At 63.9% G+C, this 17,898-nt stretch carries 11 protein-coding genes; 5 read left to right on the forward strand and 6 right to left on the reverse strand.

The window, feature by feature from the left end:
* Positions 1 to 1,085 precede the first annotated feature (1,085 nt).
* Positions 1,086 to 2,216: a carbohydrate binding domain-containing protein gene (locus tag KA354_09965; protein ID MBP7934958.1), complete on the reverse strand. Its 1,131-nt coding sequence runs from the start codon at positions 2,214 to 2,216 to the stop codon at positions 1,086 to 1,088.
* Positions 2,217 to 2,553: 337 nt separating this feature from the next.
* On the opposite strand from KA354_09965, the gene KA354_09970 reads away from it, so the two are divergent.
* The 3 genes from KA354_09970 (at position 2,554) to KA354_09980 (ending at position 7,006) form a co-directional block, all read left to right on the forward strand.
* Positions 2,554 to 4,344 (forward strand): DUF4838 domain-containing protein, encoded by a 1,791-nt coding sequence (locus tag KA354_09970; protein ID MBP7934959.1) that lies wholly within the window; start codon positions 2,554 to 2,556, stop codon positions 4,342 to 4,344.
* A gap of 222 nt (positions 4,345 to 4,566) precedes the next feature.
* Positions 4,567 to 5,481, forward strand: coding sequence for an ABC transporter ATP-binding protein (locus KA354_09975; protein ID MBP7934960.1), 915 nt, complete (start codon positions 4,567 to 4,569; stop codon positions 5,479 to 5,481).
* A gap of 4 nt (positions 5,482 to 5,485) precedes the next feature.
* On the forward strand, positions 5,486 to 7,006 hold the full coding sequence (locus tag KA354_09980) for a hypothetical protein (GenBank protein MBP7934961.1): 1,521 nt from the start codon (positions 5,486 to 5,488) through the stop codon (positions 7,004 to 7,006).
* Positions 7,007 to 7,125: 119 nt separating this feature from the next.
* On the opposite strand, the gene KA354_09985 is transcribed toward KA354_09980, so the two are convergent.
* The 5 genes from KA354_09985 to KA354_10005 form a co-directional block, all read right to left on the reverse strand.
* Complete coding sequence (locus KA354_09985) at positions 7,126 to 8,181, reverse strand: HEAT repeat domain-containing protein (protein ID MBP7934962.1); 1,056 nt, start codon at positions 8,179 to 8,181, stop codon at positions 7,126 to 7,128.
* 30 nt (positions 8,182 to 8,211) lie between these two features.
* The gene (locus KA354_09990) at positions 8,212 to 9,579 is read right to left on the reverse strand and encodes a Gfo/Idh/MocA family oxidoreductase (GenBank protein MBP7934963.1); all 1,368 of its coding nucleotides are present in this window, start codon (positions 9,577 to 9,579) and stop codon (positions 8,212 to 8,214) included.
* A 267-nt stretch (positions 9,580 to 9,846) separates the two neighbouring features.
* Complete coding sequence (locus tag KA354_09995) at positions 9,847 to 10,485, reverse strand: response regulator transcription factor (protein MBP7934964.1); 639 nt, start codon at positions 10,483 to 10,485, stop codon at positions 9,847 to 9,849.
* Positions 10,482 to 12,506, reverse strand: a complete 2,025-nt coding sequence (locus KA354_10000) for a PAS domain S-box protein (GenBank protein ID MBP7934965.1) — start codon at positions 12,504 to 12,506, stop codon at positions 10,482 to 10,484. The genes KA354_09995 and KA354_10000 overlap by 4 nt, the downstream gene beginning before the upstream one ends.
* A gap of 150 nt (positions 12,507 to 12,656) precedes the next feature.
* The gene (locus KA354_10005) at positions 12,657 to 14,801 is read right to left on the reverse strand and encodes a thioredoxin domain-containing protein (protein MBP7934966.1); all 2,145 of its coding nucleotides are present in this window, start codon (positions 14,799 to 14,801) and stop codon (positions 12,657 to 12,659) included.
* Between the two features lie 663 nt (positions 14,802 to 15,464).
* Here KA354_10005 and KA354_10010 point away from each other — a divergent pair.
* Both KA354_10010 and KA354_10015 read left to right on the forward strand, forming a co-directional pair.
* Positions 15,465 to 17,252, forward strand: a complete 1,788-nt coding sequence (locus KA354_10010; protein MBP7934967.1) for a hypothetical protein — start codon at positions 15,465 to 15,467, stop codon at positions 17,250 to 17,252.
* Positions 17,253 to 17,365: 113 nt separating this feature from the next.
* Positions 17,366 to 17,898: LON peptidase substrate-binding domain-containing protein (locus tag KA354_10015; protein MBP7934968.1), on the forward strand; the 533-nt coding region annotated here is incomplete at its 3' end.

Consider the following 17,898-nt stretch of genomic DNA (forward strand, 5'->3'; position numbering starts at 1 on the left):
TACTGCGAAGGTATGTTCACTGGCGAACATGCGAATACCTGATTCGCCAAGATCAGCGGAATGGCCGCTCGTCATCCGTTCACCGGGGCGACGAGCAATCGGATCACGCGGGGGGTTCTACTGGGATCGGGCGGTCAACTCCAGGCCGAGGCGGGCCCTACGACGGGTGGAACGTTTGGGGTGAGGACGGTGAGGAGGGGGACGTTGGGGAATGCGTCGAAACTGGAGAAGCGTTCGGCGATCAGCCGCAGAAGAACAGAAGGCAAGAACGCTGAGCGTCGCGCTGAGAGCGGAGCGCAGCTTTGTCGTTCTGAGATGATGATGCGACGGCCTCGGTTCATTTGGCCCTGATGCGCACCAGGCGCGGCCGAAGCGAGTCCATGGTCACGACGTCGCTGGTCATCTCCCCGCTCAGCAGATCCTGGCCAATGACGGATTGACTGCTGCGGCGCAAGGTGATATGGACCTGCTTGCGGCCGTAGTTGCAGAGGTTGACGATCGTGCCCTTGGGCGAGTCGGCACAAAGCCAGGCGACGCCGGTGACGGGTTGGCCTTGTGGGTCGAGGACCTGGATCGGTGGCTGAGCTTTCCATTCGGACAGCTTTGGCCGCAGGCTCTGGGTGAGGTCCTTCCAGGTGGTCTTGCCGTAGTGGAACGGCAGGTGCTGGGCTTTCAGTTCGGCCCTGTGTTCGTGATCATACTCGTCGCGGGACAGCGACGAGCCTTCGTCGAGCAGAACCAGTTGGCCGGTGTAGTTGCGTAGCGTTTTCACCGCGTCCTCGGAGAGATGGATGAGGTTGGGTACGAACAGCACCGGGGCGGCCGGCACGTCGCCGCGTTCGAGCTGACGCTCGGTGACGAAGCCGATTTTCAGGCCGGTGAATGAAAGGGCGATGTAGAGATTCTGGGCGCAATCGACGTGGCGGCCACCGTCCCAGACCAGTCCGGAGACGCTGTGCAGGATGGCGACTTGCGGTTTAAGGCGCTGGATGGTGGTGACTTCCTCGGCCAGCCGGTTGAGGTCCAGGGTCGTGTATCCAGCTGCCTCGGCGCAGGCCGGGCGGTGCATGATGCTGCCGGCGGTGTCACTCTTGGGATCGAACGACCGCTCCCAGACCCAGATAGTGGTGGCGCTCTGGCCGTGGATGGCACCTTGCCACAGGGCGGTGCGGACGTGTTCCGGCGGGATTGGGCGGGTCTCGCGGTCCACAATGACGTGGTTCTCCGTGTTGTAGACCGGGGTGTCTTTGACCGAGCGCTGCAGGTCGTAGGCGATGGCATTGAGCCGCCACTCCTGGGCAAACTCGCCGGTCTCGTGGTTGTAGAAGTTGATGCTGTCGTTGCCGTTGATCTGGCTGAACTCGGCAAACAACTCGGCATCGACGCCGTAGCGGACCTCGGCATTGCCGATCATCGTCCAAGTCATCGCCTTGGCGTGGACGGGCAGGTTGGGTGCGACCGCGTGGATTGCGTCGGCCATCATGCGATGCCAGCTGGCGAACCACTCCTGATTGAAGCGCACGAAGTCGTACCAGCATGGCGACGGCTTCACCGGTGATGTGCACGCGTGCCGCGCTGGTTTCGACGGTCAGCTTCGCTTCTGCTTGCGCGGCCAGGCGGTCGAGTCTGGCTCGTACGGTGAGATCGGCATAGCGTGTCGGCAGGACGAGATGGAAGGGTATCTCGAAAGGGCCGTCGCCGGGGACTTCGACCTCGGCCTGCAGGGGCTCCAGCAGGGCTTGCTTGTCCGGAGTCGCATCCGGCGTGGGCGACTCGCCCTCTTCCAGCTTGAGGTCATCGATCCAGACGCCCTTGGTGGGGTTCTCAGTAGAGATCAGGAGCGTGAAGTCGCGATCCGCCTCGGACGGCTTGAAAGTCATCCAGACCCGCTGCCATCGACCGTTGGTGGCCGGGAAGCGCAGGCGGTATTGCCAGGCGCGGCCGCCGCCGACCCAGGCGATGCCCGGATCGTCGGACCGGACATAGGCGCTGAGCGTGTAGGCCTTGCCGGGCTGCAGGGCGATGGGTTGTTCGGAGTGGAGCAGGCCGTAGATATGGGCGCCGAAGGTGGTGCCGTTGGTCAACCTGAGCGCGCGTTTGCCGGTGTGGGCCCTCCAGGTATCGATGCCGCAGGTCGCGTCGGTGTTGCGGCGGTCCCAGATCCAGTCCTTCGGCATGCCCTTGCCGTCGATGGTTTCGAAGCTTGAGTTGGCCACGAGGTTGGCGTGCACCGCGAGAGGTGCCAACGACGGCGGGTTGAGGCGGATGGTCTGGGCCGTTGCCGCGGAGGCCGCCAGCAGAATAGCGGGCCCGGTCCAGATTGCGGTCGTTTGCAGAGCGAGTGTCGATATCATATGCATCTCCGTCGACGGCGGCCGGCGTTGGCTGAGAAGAGGGTGGAAAGCCTGGATTCCTGTCGCCTTTCCGGTCGCATCTCATTCTTGAGTTTGGCCATTGTACAGAGTCCATCGGTTGAGTGAACTGATTTTCGGTAAGCCAAGGCACAGAGCACGGGACATTGACACATTGTTCGACGTGGTACAGGCTATCATCATGAGAACATCCGCGCAGAATGGTATCGTGGTGGTGGCCGCGGTGTATTGTGGCATGGCACAGGCGGAATGGCGCAACACCCTCAAGCCGGAAGGCGAACCGGCAGGCGAGGTGAAGGTGGTCGAGGCGGGCAAGTCGGTTGGCGTTATCCAGTGCCCCGCGCAGCCAACAGGCCCGGAGAGGAAAGCCGCCGCCGATCTCCAGCAGTGGATCAAGGAAATGACCGGCGCCGCGCTTGAGATCGCCTTCGGCGGCGCCACGTCCAACGGTATCGTGATATGCACGGACTCGTCGCTCGGTGATGAAGGCTACGCCATCACGGTCGATGCTGGGCGGATCGTTCTCTCCGGCGGCAAGACGCGCGGCGTCATCAACGCCGTCTACGCACTGCTCGAGGAGGACCTCGGCTGTCGGTTCTACACCAACGATTCCATTCGTCTGCTGAAGAGCGACGCGCTGGTGGTTGCCCCAGTCGCACGCCGCTACGTTCCGCGACTTGTGATCCGGGATCCATTTTACGCATGTGCGTTCAATCCGGTCTGGTCGTTGCGCAACCGTACAAACGCTCCCAACGCCGCGGTTTTGGAGGAACATGGCGGTCACGTGGATTACGGCGGCATGTTCGTCCATACCGCCGCACAGATGGTCCCGCCGGACAAGTACTTCAAGGATCACCCGGAGTATTTCGCGAAGACGGCGGCCGGCGGCCGGTCCACGAACCAACTCTGTGCCACCGAGCCCGGCGCGGTGGACGTCGCCATCGCGTACGTGCGGCAAATGCTGAAGGACAAACCGCACACCGAGGTCCTGAGCGTCTCGAAAAACGACAGTACCGAGATCTGCCACTGCGAACGATGCGTGAAGCTGCGCGAGTCCGAGGGATCGGACATGGCGAACCAGCTTTTCCTGGTGAATCGCGTGGCCGAGGCGATCGAGAAGGAATACCCCAGGGTGGTCATCGACACGCTGGCTTATCTGGAGACGATCCGGGTTCCCAAGACGATCCGCCCGCGAAGGAACGTGGTCATTCGGCTGTGCAATGACGCCGTGGGTTCTTGGGCACATCCGTTCACGCCGGCCGAGGGTTGCGATGTGGCCAAGCTCGCGAGGGCGTGGAGCGCGGCACATGATCGCATTTCTATCTGGGACTACAACGTCAACTTCAGCCATTATCTGGCTCCGATGCCGAATCTCGATGTGATCGCGGCCAACATCCGCTTCTGGGTGAAGAATCACGCCGAAGGGGTCATGCTCCAGGGGGGCTACCAGGGCCCGGCCGAGCAGGATGAGCTCAAGTGCTGGGTGGCGAGCAAGCTGTTGTGGGACCCGTCGCGGGACGAGAGGGCCCTGGCGGAGGACTTCATCTGGGGGCACTACGGCCCGGCCGCCGCGGCGATGGCGGAGTATGACGCTCTACTGGGGCGGACCATGGCGGAGCACGCGACGGAGATGGAGTCGCCGGCGGGCGGGATTCGCTATTCGATGGACGCGCCGTTCATTACCAGGGCATTCGTGACCAAGGCGAGCGAAATACTGGCGAACGCGAAAGCCCTGGCCAAGGGCAATGGGCAACTGGTGCGACGCGTCGAGCGTGCGGAGTTGCCGATCCTGTATGTACAGTGCGTTCGCGGCCCTGAGTTTGTCGGAAATGGGTACGCGAAGGTGGTCGGCGAGTTCGAGCGCATCGCACGCCGGGAGGAGATTCAGTACCTGCAGGAAGGCGGCCCCGACTTCGAGCCGAAGCTGGCCGGATACAAAAGCCGCATTCCCAAGTCGGCCGGCAGCAAGTGATGAGGAAGAGCCACGGGTCGCGAGACCGCGCTTGATCCGGCAGGCGAACCTCGCCCTCGGCAAGCATCGCCCGCCCGATCCCTTCCTCCGTTCTCGACTCTCAACTTCCCGGCAGCGCCGGTTGGTCACCTTGCCGTCCAGCCGGTCGCCGGGTAGTCTGCACTGCCACTGTCTGGGAACTCTCAGGATGGCGAAGCCCTGCTTGCCCTCCAACGGGTACGGGTGCAGTTCGGATCGCTGGTCGCGGTTCGCGATGTGTCGTTTGAACTGCTTCCCGGACAGCTGATGGGTCTGATCGGGCCGAACGGTGCCGGCAAGACCACCCTCCTGCGCGCCATCGGCGGCATTCAGCCGCTCGACGCCGGAGTGGTCCACATCATGGGCAAGAAGCTGACCCCCTGGGCCATCGAGGCCGCCCGCGAAATCGGATTCACACCAGACAACCCTCCGGTCTACGAGGGTCTGACCGTTCGCGACTTCCTGCGGTTCATTGGCCAAGGGTACAACCTCGATCCGGAGGACATCGAGACCCGGATCGCCTTCTGGCTCGAACAAGTCTGGCTCACCGAGAAAGCCGACCAGAAAATCAAAGCCCTCTCTCGAGGCATGCGTCAGCGGATCGGCATTGCCCGCACGCTGCTGCCGAATCCCAACGTGGTCTTACTTGACGAGCCGGCCGCCGGCCTCGACCCCGCCGGCCGGGTGCAGTTTCGCCGCCTGCTCTGCAGCCTTCGCGACCAGGGTAAGGCGATCGTCGTGTCGTCCCACATTCTCGCGGATCTCAACGAGTACTGCACCCACATTGGCATCATGGCCCGCGGGACGCTGCTGCAGTTTGGCACGGTGGCCGAGATCGCCTCGGCCAGCGGCAACGGGCGGCGTTGCCGGTACACCATTGTGCTCACCCGGCCGATTCCCGAGGCCGAGCTTCGCGCCATCCTCAGCGACCTGGACGGCATCACGGAGTTCAGCGTCGATCGCGACCGGATCACGCTGGAATACAGCAACGAGCGGGACGATGCCGCCGAGCTGCTCGCCCAGCTGGTCAAGCGGACTCTGCCGGTGGCGGCGTTTGCCCCTCACCGGCCGGACCTCGAGGAAGCCTATCTGCGGACCGGGATTCAACAGGTAGACTGAAGCCATGGCCGAACAGCCGGTTGGATTGGGAGTCGACAACGCCATCGCCTGGGTGCAATTCCGGCTGCGGGGGGGGTGGAAGAACGTACTTATCGTCGGCGCCGGCTACGTTGCGCTCATCGGCATGCTCATGTTCCTGACCGTGCAGATCGAGCCCAAGGAGATCAAGAACATCATGTACGGCTGGACCATCGGTCTGATGGCCCTGCAGTGCGGCACCCTGATGCTGGTGGCCGGTTCGAGCGTCCGGACGGCCATCCGCAAGGACGTGGACAGCCAGTTGATCGAGTCGCATCGCTTGATGCCCGTTTCCGGGTTCAAAGCCGTGGCGGGTTATGTGATCGGCTGCTCGGCCCAGAGCATCACTGTCGCATTGGCCAATGTCGCCCTGGGCATGATCGCGACCGCCGCGGCGAGTCTGTCGATTGCCGATTGGGTGATGGCCAACGCGGTCCTGCTGTTCTTTGCATTCACCAGCTGGGTGGTGATCGCGTTCCTATCGCTGGTATCCAAGAGTGCTTTTGCATTGATCCTGGTTCTGGTGATCGTGGCCACATTCAGTCAAGGTGTTGCCTTCCAACTCCTGCCTGGAATCAGCGTTCTGATGGGTCCGATGATTGGCAAGACGATTTTCGGGATCAGCAGTGGGGGCTTCCGCTGGGGGACCGAGTACATGGTCTCGCTCTTCACTCAGGCCCTGCTGGTCATGTTCTTTATGGTGGGTGCAGCCCGCAAGTACCGGCGGAACGACATTCCGGCGTTCGGACCGTACTGGGGCCTGGGACTGGTCGCCTTGTGGGTCGTCCTTTCGATCATGGGTATTTCCTACTGGGGCAATATCGGCTTCGCCGTCTTGCCGCGGTGGACGCGCGAGGCTGGGCTGATGCAGCTGATTGCGTCCATTCTGGTGGCCATCCTGGCGGCAATCGTGCCGGTCTCGAGCGTTGCGTGGCTGCACAGTCGATGGGAGCGCCGTCGGGCTCTCGGCGATCCGGACCTGCCTCGACGGCCGGTCGCGATCATGGTCGTGGTGGCCGTCGCGAGCCTGTTGATCCTGCTCCTGCCTTGCGGGACGGTCTATTCCGGGGTATGGAGCGTCGCGGCCCCAGTGGGCAGTGTCGCGGTGATGCTGGTACCCCTGGCTTCGCTGATCGGCATCGGGTACCTGATGGCTGCCTGCTATCGCCAAGGCAAGAGCGCCCTGATCATCACCCTGGTATGGATCGCGACGATCTGGTTACTGCCCCTGCTGGTCGATCTGACGCGTTATCAGGTCCTGCGGTACAACTACCAGACCGGCCGGGGGATACTTCAAGTCGAGCCGGCGGTGACCACGTTCATCTCCCGCATCAGCCCGATCGGCATACTGCTGGCCGGCTACGCTGAAGCGGGGGACTACCGCGACTGGGTATTCAACCCCATACCCGGACTGGGCATCCAGTTCCTTCTCGCGGCGGCGATGGTGGCACTGTACCACGTGATCAGACAGAGAGCGGCCGGTTCTCCGGCAGACACGCAACCCTAGATTCCCCTTGCAGGATGAGCCAACCTGCCATGTACCTCTCGGCGATGGATCTTCTCCGCGTGTGCCGCGCCCGATTGCTCACCGGCGAGATGCCACCGCCACACCTCCTGAGACCAGGGCTAGGGCTTGGGCAAGCTGGCAAGGCTGTCCTTTGCAGCTTTGGAGAGATCGGCGTCCGAGTCCGTGGCCAGTGCCTGGAGCACAGGGGCGGCCGACGCGTGTCCGACCTCGGCCAGTGACCTGATCGCTACCAGCCTGACGGCCTTGTCACCGCTCTTGGCGGCGTTTGCGATGGCTGGAACGGCGGTCGGGTCTGCCCGCAGACCAAGCGTCTGGATCAGCAGGATCTGGTGGTCGGCCGGGAGGTTCGCCAGGGCGGAGGCTAAGGCGGAGGTCGTCTCGGCCCCGGGCATTTCCCGGCTGGCCCGGCAGGTGGCGGAGAAGAGGGCGAAATCCGAGTTGGCCAGATACTCCTTAAGCAGGGCAACGCCCGCTTGCTTGCGGGTCAGAATGGCGCCGCGCACCGCCGCGGTGCGGACCTGATGGGCGACGCTCTTCATCCCGCGAAGTTGGTCGTAGATGGCGACCGCCGCGTCGCCCTGGTTGTCGGCGGCCAGCCGCTCGGCGCAGCGCAGCAGGCCCTCGCAAATTGCCAGTTGCCGAACAGGGGGGGCCTTGTCCACGGCGCCCTGCAGGGCCTTGGCCGCGGTCTCGTTCCCGATGCACCCCAGGGCCCTTGCGGCGGCCTGGACCGGACCTGGCCGGCCCTTGGTCAACAGTTCGGCCAGGGCGTCGACCGCCTTCGCATCGCGGCGTATGCCGACGCTGCCGATCACGCCAACCAGTTGCCGCCCTTTCACCGTGCCCAGGGCGTCGCGAAGGCATTCGTCCACCGAGGGATCCGTGATGGGCTCCAGCGCATAGCGGGCCATGTGAGACAGGTGCTCATCGGCGAGCAGACTGGCCAGAGCGGGCACGCATGCCTTGGTGCCGATGACCGCGAGCGAGCGGCAGGCATCGGCCTTGTCCTTGTGCGGAGCATCCGACTTCAGTATCGCAATGAGCTTCACTTCCCGGGCCTGGGCCGCATTCGGGTCCGCCTGGCCGAAGGCCGGGACGGCCGGCGTCATTGCCGTGGCGGTCAGAAGCAGTCCATAGATGTGCATTCGTGACATGGCGTCTTCTCTCCTTGCTGGAGCTGACTCTCAGATCATCCACGGTGCCCGCATCGCCCGCGTCCGAAGTCGATTAGCCTCGGCATCGCCGGCGAATTCCTGCTTGGCGGGGTCATATCTCATATTGCGCTTCAGCCACATGCAGATGTTCGCGGCATGGACGGTGGACATCGAATGGTGCATGACCTCCGGGCTGGCGACCGTCGGCTGCCGGGACTTCACGCAGTTGAAGAAGTCGCGAACGTGGTTCATGGGACGGCCGGTGCGGGCGATGTAGTCGGCGACGACCTTGTCGAAGTCGGCCAGCAGGGCGGGGTTGGAGACCACCGGCTTGGGATCCCAGTCGGCGGCGGAGACCCATCCTTCCGGCCCCTCGAACCGCATGCCACAAGGGCCCTTCCAATAGCCTCCTTGGTGTAGGATCATCTTCACGCCGTTGGCGAAACGGGTGACCATGCCGTCGCCCGTTCGGTTATTCACGTATTCGTATTCGACGGGCGAGGTACCGAGCATGTCCAGGCCGGCCTGGGCCTGGGCGAAGGTGTGGGCGCCCCATTCGCCGATGCAGCTGGTGTGGAAATCGTAGTGGCCGCGCCAGCCGCCCTTGACATAGTTTGAGTTGTAGGGCCGCCACGGGCACGGGCCCAGCCAGAGGTCCCAGTCGACTTCGTCCTTGGGCGGCTCTGGTTCGGCCGGCAGCCAGTCGTGGCTCAGTTCGGCCTCTCCGCCGGAGATCTGGGCCCGGGCGGTGTGGACCTTTCCGAGTTTGCCGCTCTTGGCCGCCTCGATGCACCACACGAAGTTGGCTTCGCTGAGGCGCTGGGTCCCGGTCTGGTAGACGCGACCGTAGCGCCTGGCCGTATCCACGACCGCCTGGCCCTGGGCGATGGTCATGCACGAGGGCTTCTCGCTGTAGACGTCCTTGCCGGCCCACATGGCCATGACCGCCGCCGTCGCATGCCAGCGATCGCCGGTGGCGATGAGGACGGCGTCGATATCCGTGCGGCGGGCCAGGAACTCGCGCATGTCGCCGTAGACCTTGCAGTCCTTGTTCCCGTAGTGCTGGTCCACCATCTGCTTGACGCCCTCGCGCCGGCTCCTTTGGGCGTCGCAGACTGCGACGAACTGAACGTCTTTCTCGGGCAGCATCCACTGGAGTACAAACGAGCCGCGGCCACCGATGCCGATGCCCCCCAGGAGGATTCGCTCGCTGGGTGGCACGGTGCCGTTCAGGCCGAGGGCCGAGCCGGGAACGATGCAGGGCGCCGCGACCGCCCCGCCAGTCAGCAGGGTGCGTTTCAGCATCTCGCGCCGGGTCAGGGACGATCTTCCCGATGGCTTGCGGATGGCTGGCTGATGGGCGTCGAGGCCGGTTGGATGGTGGTGTTGTGTGGCCATGCGGGCACCTCAGAATGGAGAAGCGAACACGCCTGACCGCCCGGCTCTCTCGCGGTCGGCGCGCCGACGAGGGCTGGAGAATCGGGTCGCGCCCGTATTGTGCAGACCGCCGGCTAGAAGTGCAAGAGCCTGGAATTCCGTGGCGCCCTCTTACGTTCTCAACGGGGGCCGAGTCGGATATGCAGGCGTTGGGGGAGACGGCTCGGTGCGAGTGGCGTGGTGGTGCTGGTTCTTGTAGAAAATGCCGGCCTCCGAGTGAAGATCCGGCTAGCTTTTCACGATACTGTGCTGGATGGCGAAACGGGTCAGCTCGGCGTTGTTTCGGATGCCCAGTTTGGCCAGGAGGTTGAGGCGGTGGGCGTCGATAGTCTTGACGCTGACGCCGAGCTCCGCGGCGATCTCCCGATTGGTCCGCCCCGACGCCAGGTGGCGGAGCACCTGGAATTCGCGGTTGGAGCAGGCTTCGAGGGGATCGCGGACCCCGCCCTCGACAAAGCGGATGGCCATCGAGTCGCGGAGCGAGGAGGAGATGAACCGGTTCCCGGCGTAGACGGTGCGGATCGCGTTGACCAGCTCGGCCGGGGCGGTGTCCTTGGTGACGTAGCCTCCGGCGCCCATGCGAAGCAGTCGGGCGGCATAGTGCTCATCATCGTGCATGGTCAGCATGACGACTTTCGGTGGCCTGCTCCGCTGCTTGACGAGAGCGCTCATCGTCTCCATGCCGTCCATCTCGGGCATGGCGATATCCAGGAGAATGACATCAGGCTGGAGGCGGTCGATCGCCTCCAGCGCGTCCTTCCCATTGCTGGCTTCGCCAACAATCTGGAAGTCCTTCTGTTCCTCGAGCATGCGCTTCAAACCTGCCCGAACGAGCTGATGATCGTCCACAACCAGAATCTTGATCATGAAGTCCTCTCGCTTTCCACATGATCCTGCAGGGGCAGCCGGGCGGTCACACAGAACCCGGAACCAGGCTCGCTCTCGATGTGCAAGCTACCATTCAGTAGAGCTACGCGCTCTCTCATGCCTATTATACCCAGAGACAGCTTGCCTGCCAGCGCATCGGGGCCGGCACCGACCCCGTAATCCTGGATGCGGACGGTCAGTTCGCTGCTCGCCTCCTCTAGAGACACCTCACACCACCGTGTCCCGGCATGCCGGGCCACATTGGTCAAAGCCTCCTGGACCACCCGAAAGACCACCGTCGCCGCCGGATCGTTCACCGAGAGATCGTCGGGGCTGGCCGAAACCTCGCAATGCACGCCGGTCCGCTCCTGGAAATCCGCCGCATAGGATCGCACCGCCGCCACCAGACCCTGGTGATCTAGAACCGGCGGCCGAAGACTCTTGGACAGATGCCGCACGCTGGCGGTGATCTGACGCACATACTCTCGGGCCTCGGCCAGATGGTTCCTGATCCCGGATTGATCAGAGAATTCCCTATCTCCCAGCCATGCCAGGTTCATATTCAAGGCGGTCAGCAGTCCACCGAGTTCGTCGTGCAGTTCCCGGGAGATTCGGGCGCGCTCGCGCTCCAGGGTCTTGCCGGTATCCGCGGTCAGTTGGCGGATCTGCTCCAGGTGCCCCAACCGCTGGGCCTCGGCCAACTTGCGGGCGGTCGTGTCCCGGGTCACATTGAGGATCCCGTTCAGCCCGGGCACCTGGGTTTCTTTGAGCAGACGGCCCTGGCTCTCCACCCAGACATAGCGGCCGTCGCGACGGCGAAGCCGGTACTCGACGGACACGGTCGCGACCTTTCCGTCGATCAAGTCCCTGATCTCGGTCGCGATCCTCTCGATGTCGTCCGGGTGGAGAAAATCAAAGCCACAGCTGCCTAAGACTTCTTCCGGCTGGTATCCGAGGAGGCCTCGGACGGCGGGAGATACGTAACTCAAGGTGTTGTCCGCCGTGTGCACCGTGATGGTATCGGAGCAGTGATCCGCCAGGAGGCGATACCGCTGCTCGCTCCTGCGAAGCTCCTGCTCCATTTTCTTGCGCGCATGCAGGTGGCCGAGCATTGAGGCGTACAGACAGAGGAGTCTGCAGTCCTCGTCGGTGATCGGTTGCCCATGGATCAGATTGTCGATCATGAGCAGTCCGATGTTGTTCTGTCCGTCCCAGATTGGCACCCAGGCGCTCGATCCCCGCCCGACCACTGCAAGGTGGTGGTTGTGGAGATTCGCACATTCCTCCCGGATCGCGGAGCTGGGTGCGGAAGGCTTGAGGCTTTCGGCGATGGGGGCGTTGGTGCGGATGCGGCAACCGCGTTCGTCGCGCGGGCGACCCTGCTCGTCGGTGCCGAACGTGCCTTCCAGATACGAACCATCGGGGCCGGTCAGCCAGACGCTCATTCGATCGAAGCCGAGCTGGGACCGGCCCAGAACGACCGACTGTCGCAGGAGATCCTCCAGCGTCTCGGCTCGGCTCAGTGAGTTGTTGACCTCGTAGAGGGTCATAAGACGCTCTGTCAGGCGACGCTGCTGTTCGTCGGTCGCCCGGAGTCTCTCTTCGGTCTGTTTGCGTTCGGTGATGTCGCGGACGAGCAGCAGGGCCTCGAGTGGCGACGATGGCATCATCCGGGCCTCGTACGCCCGCGTCCGCCCCTCGAGTTCGATTTCGTATTCGATGGTCTGCAATTGCCTGGTGCTGAAGGCCTTCTCGGTCGTTTCCTTCAGCAGGGCGGCAAGCGGTGGCGGCAGTACACTACCGAGGGGCTTGCCCAGAAACTCCTTCTCGGCAACCAGCGGCGGGAAGTCCATGGCCGGTTTGAAGTCCAGGGCGACCCCCTCCCGAGTGATCCGGAACAGCATGTCCGGGATGGCCTGCAGCAGCGCCTGGGTCCAGGCTCTCACTGCCTGAGGCATTCGAAAGCCGGCCGACTTGTCAGAACCGAGTGACCGCATCATGACCACCCCACGCAGGTACATCCTGACAAGCTCATATGATACCCCTCCGGCTGGCCTGTTGCGATGGCGACGCGGTCATCGCGTGGGGTCTGGTTCGCGGGGGCCGTGACTGGGGATAGGGTGAACGGGTGATCTGGTCCGGCCGTGATCGCCGTGAGGACATGGCCGGGGTCACCCGGCAGCGTCGGGCGACCTGGCTCCGATCTTGAGCTCGCTCCTCAGCGTTTCGACGTCCGTGGCCGGCCGGCGGCAGGTGTGGTTGCGGCAGACGTAGACCGCCCCGCGCCCCTGGATCCGCGTCTTGCCCTGCAACAGGGGAATCCGGTCTTGCCATGCGGCCGCGTCCGGATCCTCAGGGTCCAGTAACGCGACGATCCGCCAGGGATCGTAGACCTCATGAACCGCGTGGATCAGCGACCGGGTTTCCGTCTGATTCGGGCTTCCGACAATAGCGACCTCGGAGGGGGCAGAGCCGGCGGCGGCCACGCCGGCCAGGAAGCGCGCGAAGCTCAGCGGGGACTCGGTCACGGCGCCCGCGAAGGCCCGGATGGTGCGATCCGCCTTGACCCGCAAGTCCCGGCGGTCGAGCAGGGCCGCGAGCCTCAAGAGATCCATCAGGGCCACCGAGTTGCCCGAAGGGGTCGCATGGTCCCGGCTATCCTTGGAGCGCACGATCAGCCTCTCGGCATCATCGGCGGTGTAGAAGAAGGCCCCGTTGGCGTCATCCCAGAAATGATCGATCATCAGGTCGACCAGGCGAACGGACTCGTCCAGCCAGCGCTTTTCGAAGGTGCTCTCGTACAGTTCAATCAGCCCTTCGATGAAGAACGCGTAATCGTCCAGATACCCGCCGGTGTGAGCGGTGCCCTTGCGATAGGTCCTCATCAGCCGCCCGTTCTCGCGCATCGAAGTCAGGATGAAGTCGGCTGCTTGAGCCGCCGCCACGGTGTCACGGCGCTCCCCGAGAATCCGGCCGCCCCGGGCCAGGGATGCGATCATGAGGCCGTTCCAGCCGGTCAGGATTTTGTCGTCGAGAGCGGGCGGCACTCGGCGACCGCGAGCGGCGAGCAGTCGGGCCCGCGCCTCCGCGAGGATATCCTTGAGCGTCTCCACTTTGAGGCCGTGCGCCCTGGCGACCGTCTCCTCGCTGCGGGGGACGTTGAGGATGCTGCGTCCTTCCCAGTTGCCCTGGTCGGTTACATCATAGAAGGCGCAGAACAGCTCGCCGACCGGGTTTCCGAGGACGGCCATCACCTCCGGCTTGGTCCAGACATAGTACCGACCCTCGCCACCCTCGCTGTCCGCATCGCGGCTGGAGTAGAAGCCGCCTTCCGGTGATCGCAGATCGGTCAGCACGTAGTCCAGGAGGTCCGCGGCCAACTGGGCGTACCACGCCTTCCTCGTCACCTGAAATGCCTCGAGGTAGATGCCGCTGACCAGGGCCTGGTCGTACAGCATCTTCTCGAAATGGGGCACCAACCAGTAGGGATCGGTGCTGTAGCGGGCGATCCCGCCGCCGAGGTGGTCGTAAATGCCGCCGTGGCCCATGTGGTGCAGCGTCAGCTCAACGAGGTCGAGCAATTCGCGGCGAGGCCGGCCGGATTCGAGGGTCCGGTGGTACTCGCGGAGCATGATCCCCATGGCCATCGATGGTGGGAACTTGTTGGCTTCGCTGGCGATACCCCCCGTGACCGGATCGAACACCCGGGCAAGCTGATCGGTGGTCTTGGTCAGGATATCCGAAGGCAACTCGCCTCCTCCGGCGGATGGAGCGCTGAACCGTGCCACCGCATCGGTCAGGGCATCGGCGGAGGACCATACTCTCGGCCGGTCTTCTTTCCAGAATCTCGCTATGGCTTGGAGAACCTGAACGAAACCCGGCCGTCCATACCGGTTGTCCGGAGGAAAGTACGTGCCGGCGAAGAAAGGTCTCTTGTCCGGCGTGAGGAACACGCTCATCGGCCAGCCGCCCTGCCCGCGGTTGTAGAGCACGGTGGCGTTCATGTAGATGTCATCGAGATCCGGCCGCTCCTCTCGATCGACCTTGACGGCCACGAAGTGCCGGTTCAGGATCTCGGCGGTCTTCTCGTCCTCGAAGCTCTCCCGCTCCATGACATGGCACCAGTGGCAGGCGGCATAACCGATGCTCAGGAAGACCGGCTTGTCTTCGCGGATCGCCTTCTCGAAGGCCTCCGATCCCCACGGATACCAGTCCACCGGATTGTGGGCGTGCTGCAGCAGATAGGGACTCGTGGCCCGAATGAGCCGGTTGGTGTGGATCGGCGGGCGAGCCGACTCCAAGGGTGAGCCAGCCATCGGTTCTGCGGGCGTATCCATGGAACATGCGTCCTTGAGGCCGGGCGACTCTCCGTCACCTGACGCGCTCCTTGAGCCGGGTTCACTGGCCGGCGGCAGCCTTTCAGCCACCTGAGACTTCGGCAGGCCCCAAACAGGTCAGGCAGAGTGTAGGTATCTTCCCGATCTCCGGCTAGCCCCGGCCTTCATCCCAGGACGTCTGGCCGGGTCTGCTCGTCCTTGGGTCCGGACCGTTCTCGTCCCCGCTCGGACCGTGCCACCCCGGCCGGCCTGGTCGCTCCTGGGAACGGGGTCAATCTGATCGCCGCCGCACCGGGCTGGAAAGGGGCTCGCGGCCGACCGGCCGTTGATGAAGATGAGAGGTTCGACAGCCGATAACCTCAGTGGAAACACCCTTGCGGTCGCAGGTGCGATGGCTTCTTGTCGTGGGGGATGCCAGCTTGGAGAAGGGCAGAAGGATCTCGATCGAACAACTGGGCCTGCGTCGTGTTCCGCTGTCGACCTGTCTTTGTCTTCGGAAGCCCAGCCATGGCGAAATCGGAACGCCGGCGGAGGCAACGTATGCCTGCGGATGAAGGAGGCGGGCGGCAGGCTCGCGGCCTCGGCTGCACGGGTCTTTGATGGGAGTCATGTCTGCCCGCACTCTTCTTGAGAAACAAGGCTATGACCGCCACCACCTGCACTTCTCTGGACGTTCTCAGCGGCGAGGGGCGCGTGCCTGTGCCGGTTCTTCCAGCGGCCGGAATCCGGGGGGGGCATCTGCTCATCGGCGCCGCGATCGGCATGGTCGCCGGTATGATGCGATTCTGGAACCTGGGGGCCGCTTTCGAGAGTTCGGACCAGTGTGCCATGGCGCGAATGATCCATCATTGTTTCGGGCTGCGATGGGTTTTTGCCCACGACTACGGTCCCGCGCTGCCTGTTGTGGAGCGTGTGTTCTCCACGGCGTTCAACTGCTTGGGTATTCCTTCGAGTGAGGCGGCATGCCGATTCCCGGTGGCCCTGTTGAGCCTGGCCCAGGTTCTGATCAGCTATCCGCTGCTCAGGCGGCTGGGGGCCGGGTGCGGGGAGGCTTCTTTCACGATGTTGTGTGTGGCCTTGTTGCCCACGCTGGTCTCGGACGGCCACTACGCATGGGGTTATCTGACTACCTGGCTGTTCACCGGTACGGTTGCGCTGTGGGCGACCATCGCCTGGCTGGATGACCATCAGCCCGTTCAGCTCGCGGTGGCCGGAATCGGGCTTTTTCTGCACTGTCTGAGCAACGTCTTTGCGGTGGGATTACCTCTCGTGTTGCTGGTCATCTGGGTCGCCGCAATCGTCGATCGCACGACCTGGGACCGGCGGAACAACGAGTCTGTGTCGGGACGACCGTGGAACGGCAGATGCCTTGGGGCCTTCGTGCCGGGCTTCGCATTGCCGTGCCTGGCTGCCCTGGCGGTGATTTTCCTGAGCTGGCATTGGACCGGCGGCGGGCAACTGGGGCGTCTGCTCCACAAGCAGAACCACGGCGCGTTGTTCGGACAGCTCCGCCAGGTGTTGGATCTGCCCATCCTGTGGCGTGCGCAATTCGGTTATGTGTTCGGGGTGATCGCGGCCGCCGGGCTGGTGTGGGGATGTGTTCAACTGGGACGTTCCGGTTCGAGGAGAATGGGGCTCTTGTCGATCTGGGCTCTCGCGGCTGCCTTCCCGCTGGTCATCCTGACGGACTGGCGTGCCTTGGGCTATCTCGCGAGTTACCTGGGGTCCTACTTCATCGAGGTCATCTACTGCGCGGGCATGTTGGGAGGTGTGCTTCTCTGGCGTGTGCTCAGGCATCTGGGTATCGGCCTCGCCCCTCGCGTGGCGGCTCCGCTGGTGGCAGGTCTGGTGGTGGCCTGGCTCGGGGTGGGTACCGCCGACGAATGTCTGTTGGGTGGGAACCTCACTCACCTGACGGGCGTCAAGACGGGCTGGGGAAACGTGCGGCCGGACACGGGAATCAAGGCTGCCGGCGCGTATGTTCGCAGACACGTTCCCTGGAACTGCGTCATCATGAGCCTGCACGACAACGGCGGCATGGAAGCCCCGGTGGCGGAGTACTACCTGGGCCGGGGGGTACTGGCGAGCTATGATCTGCGATCGAGCATGTTCGAGCCACTGATTGCGGCGCTGGGCCCGCGAGTCGATGTGCTCATCCTGGAGCCTCGGCATCTGGGGGCCGCCGGTCGGCTGAGCGGCTTTGAGCTCGTCTGCACCCTGAATCGAGAAGGGCAACCGGTTCGACACATCTACGCTCGTTCTCGCTGGTCGCTGCCCCAGGTGGACGAGGATGTCGCCACCCTTAACCGGGAATACGACCGGCTGCATGTCCCTCGCCATGTCCCCATCGCCCTGTCGGCACCGCCGGATTTCGATCGACTGCTCGGCGAATACCAGAAGACCGTTGGTAGGCTGAAGTCCGCAGGGTGAGGTTCCGCCGTGAAGCCGGCTTGCGAGGGGGAGTGTTTTGACCCTCTTGCGGCGGAATGATAGAGTAGGGTCTCGAGCCGAAGTAGATACGTTGAACCCGCTCGGGCCAAGACATGGGCGAGAACGACAACCAGAAGCTGAAGCGTCGGAAGCCGGTCTTGTCCGCCCCACCTGCCGAGGCGAGAGGCAACGCACCGGCATCGCCCTCCGCGACGCCGAAGACTGCCCCGGCGGCGCGACATGAGGAGGACAAGCCCTCGGACGCCGCCGCCACCGCTGATCAGAAAGAGCGGATTCCGGGCGTTCTGCCCATTCTCCCCATCCGCGATTCGGTCGCTTACCCCGGCACGATCATGCCGCTGAGTATCGGCCGCGACAAATCCAAACGCCTGATTGAGCAGGCGAGTGCGGGCGACAAGATGATCGGGGTCATTGCCCAGCGCCGCAAGGAGACCGAGGATCCGGGGATTGACGATCTTTACCGTGTTGGGACGGCCTGCGCGATTCTCAAGGTGCTCAGTCTTCCCGACGGTACGCTGAGTATCATTGTCCACGGACTGACCCGGTTCGGGCTGGCGGAGCTGGTGCAGACCGAGCCCTTTCTGCTCGCCCAGGTCCAGACCCACGACGACCCGGCGGACAAGAC

Source organism: Phycisphaerae bacterium, assembly GCA_018003015.1.
Lineage (GTDB): Bacteria > Planctomycetota > Phycisphaerae > UBA1845 > PWPN01 > JAGNEZ01.

Excerpts from the sequence above, each read along its gene's own strand:
- KA354_09970 (MBP7934959.1), top strand. The coding sequence starts at position 2,554 with ATGAGAACATCCGCGCAGAATGGTATCGTGGTGGTGGCCGCGGTGTAT.
- KA354_09980 (MBP7934961.1), top strand. The coding sequence starts at position 5,486 with ATGGCCGAACAGCCGGTTGGATTGGGAGTCGACAACGCCATCGCCTGG.
- KA354_09985 (MBP7934962.1), bottom strand. The coding sequence starts at position 8,181 with ATGTCACGAATGCACATCTATGGACTGCTTCTGACCGCCACGGCAATG.
- KA354_09990 (MBP7934963.1), bottom strand. The coding sequence starts at position 9,579 with ATGGCCACACAACACCACCATCCAACCGGCCTCGACGCCCATCAGCCA.
- KA354_09995 (MBP7934964.1), bottom strand. The coding sequence starts at position 10,485 with ATGATCAAGATTCTGGTTGTGGACGATCATCAGCTCGTTCGGGCAGGT.
- KA354_10000 (MBP7934965.1), bottom strand. The coding sequence starts at position 12,506 with ATGTACCTGCGTGGGGTGGTCATGATGCGGTCACTCGGTTCTGACAAG.
- KA354_10005 (MBP7934966.1), bottom strand. The coding sequence starts at position 14,801 with ATGGCTGGCTCACCCTTGGAGTCGGCTCGCCCGCCGATCCACACCAAC.
- KA354_10010 (MBP7934967.1), top strand. The coding sequence starts at position 15,465 with ATGACCGCCACCACCTGCACTTCTCTGGACGTTCTCAGCGGCGAGGGG.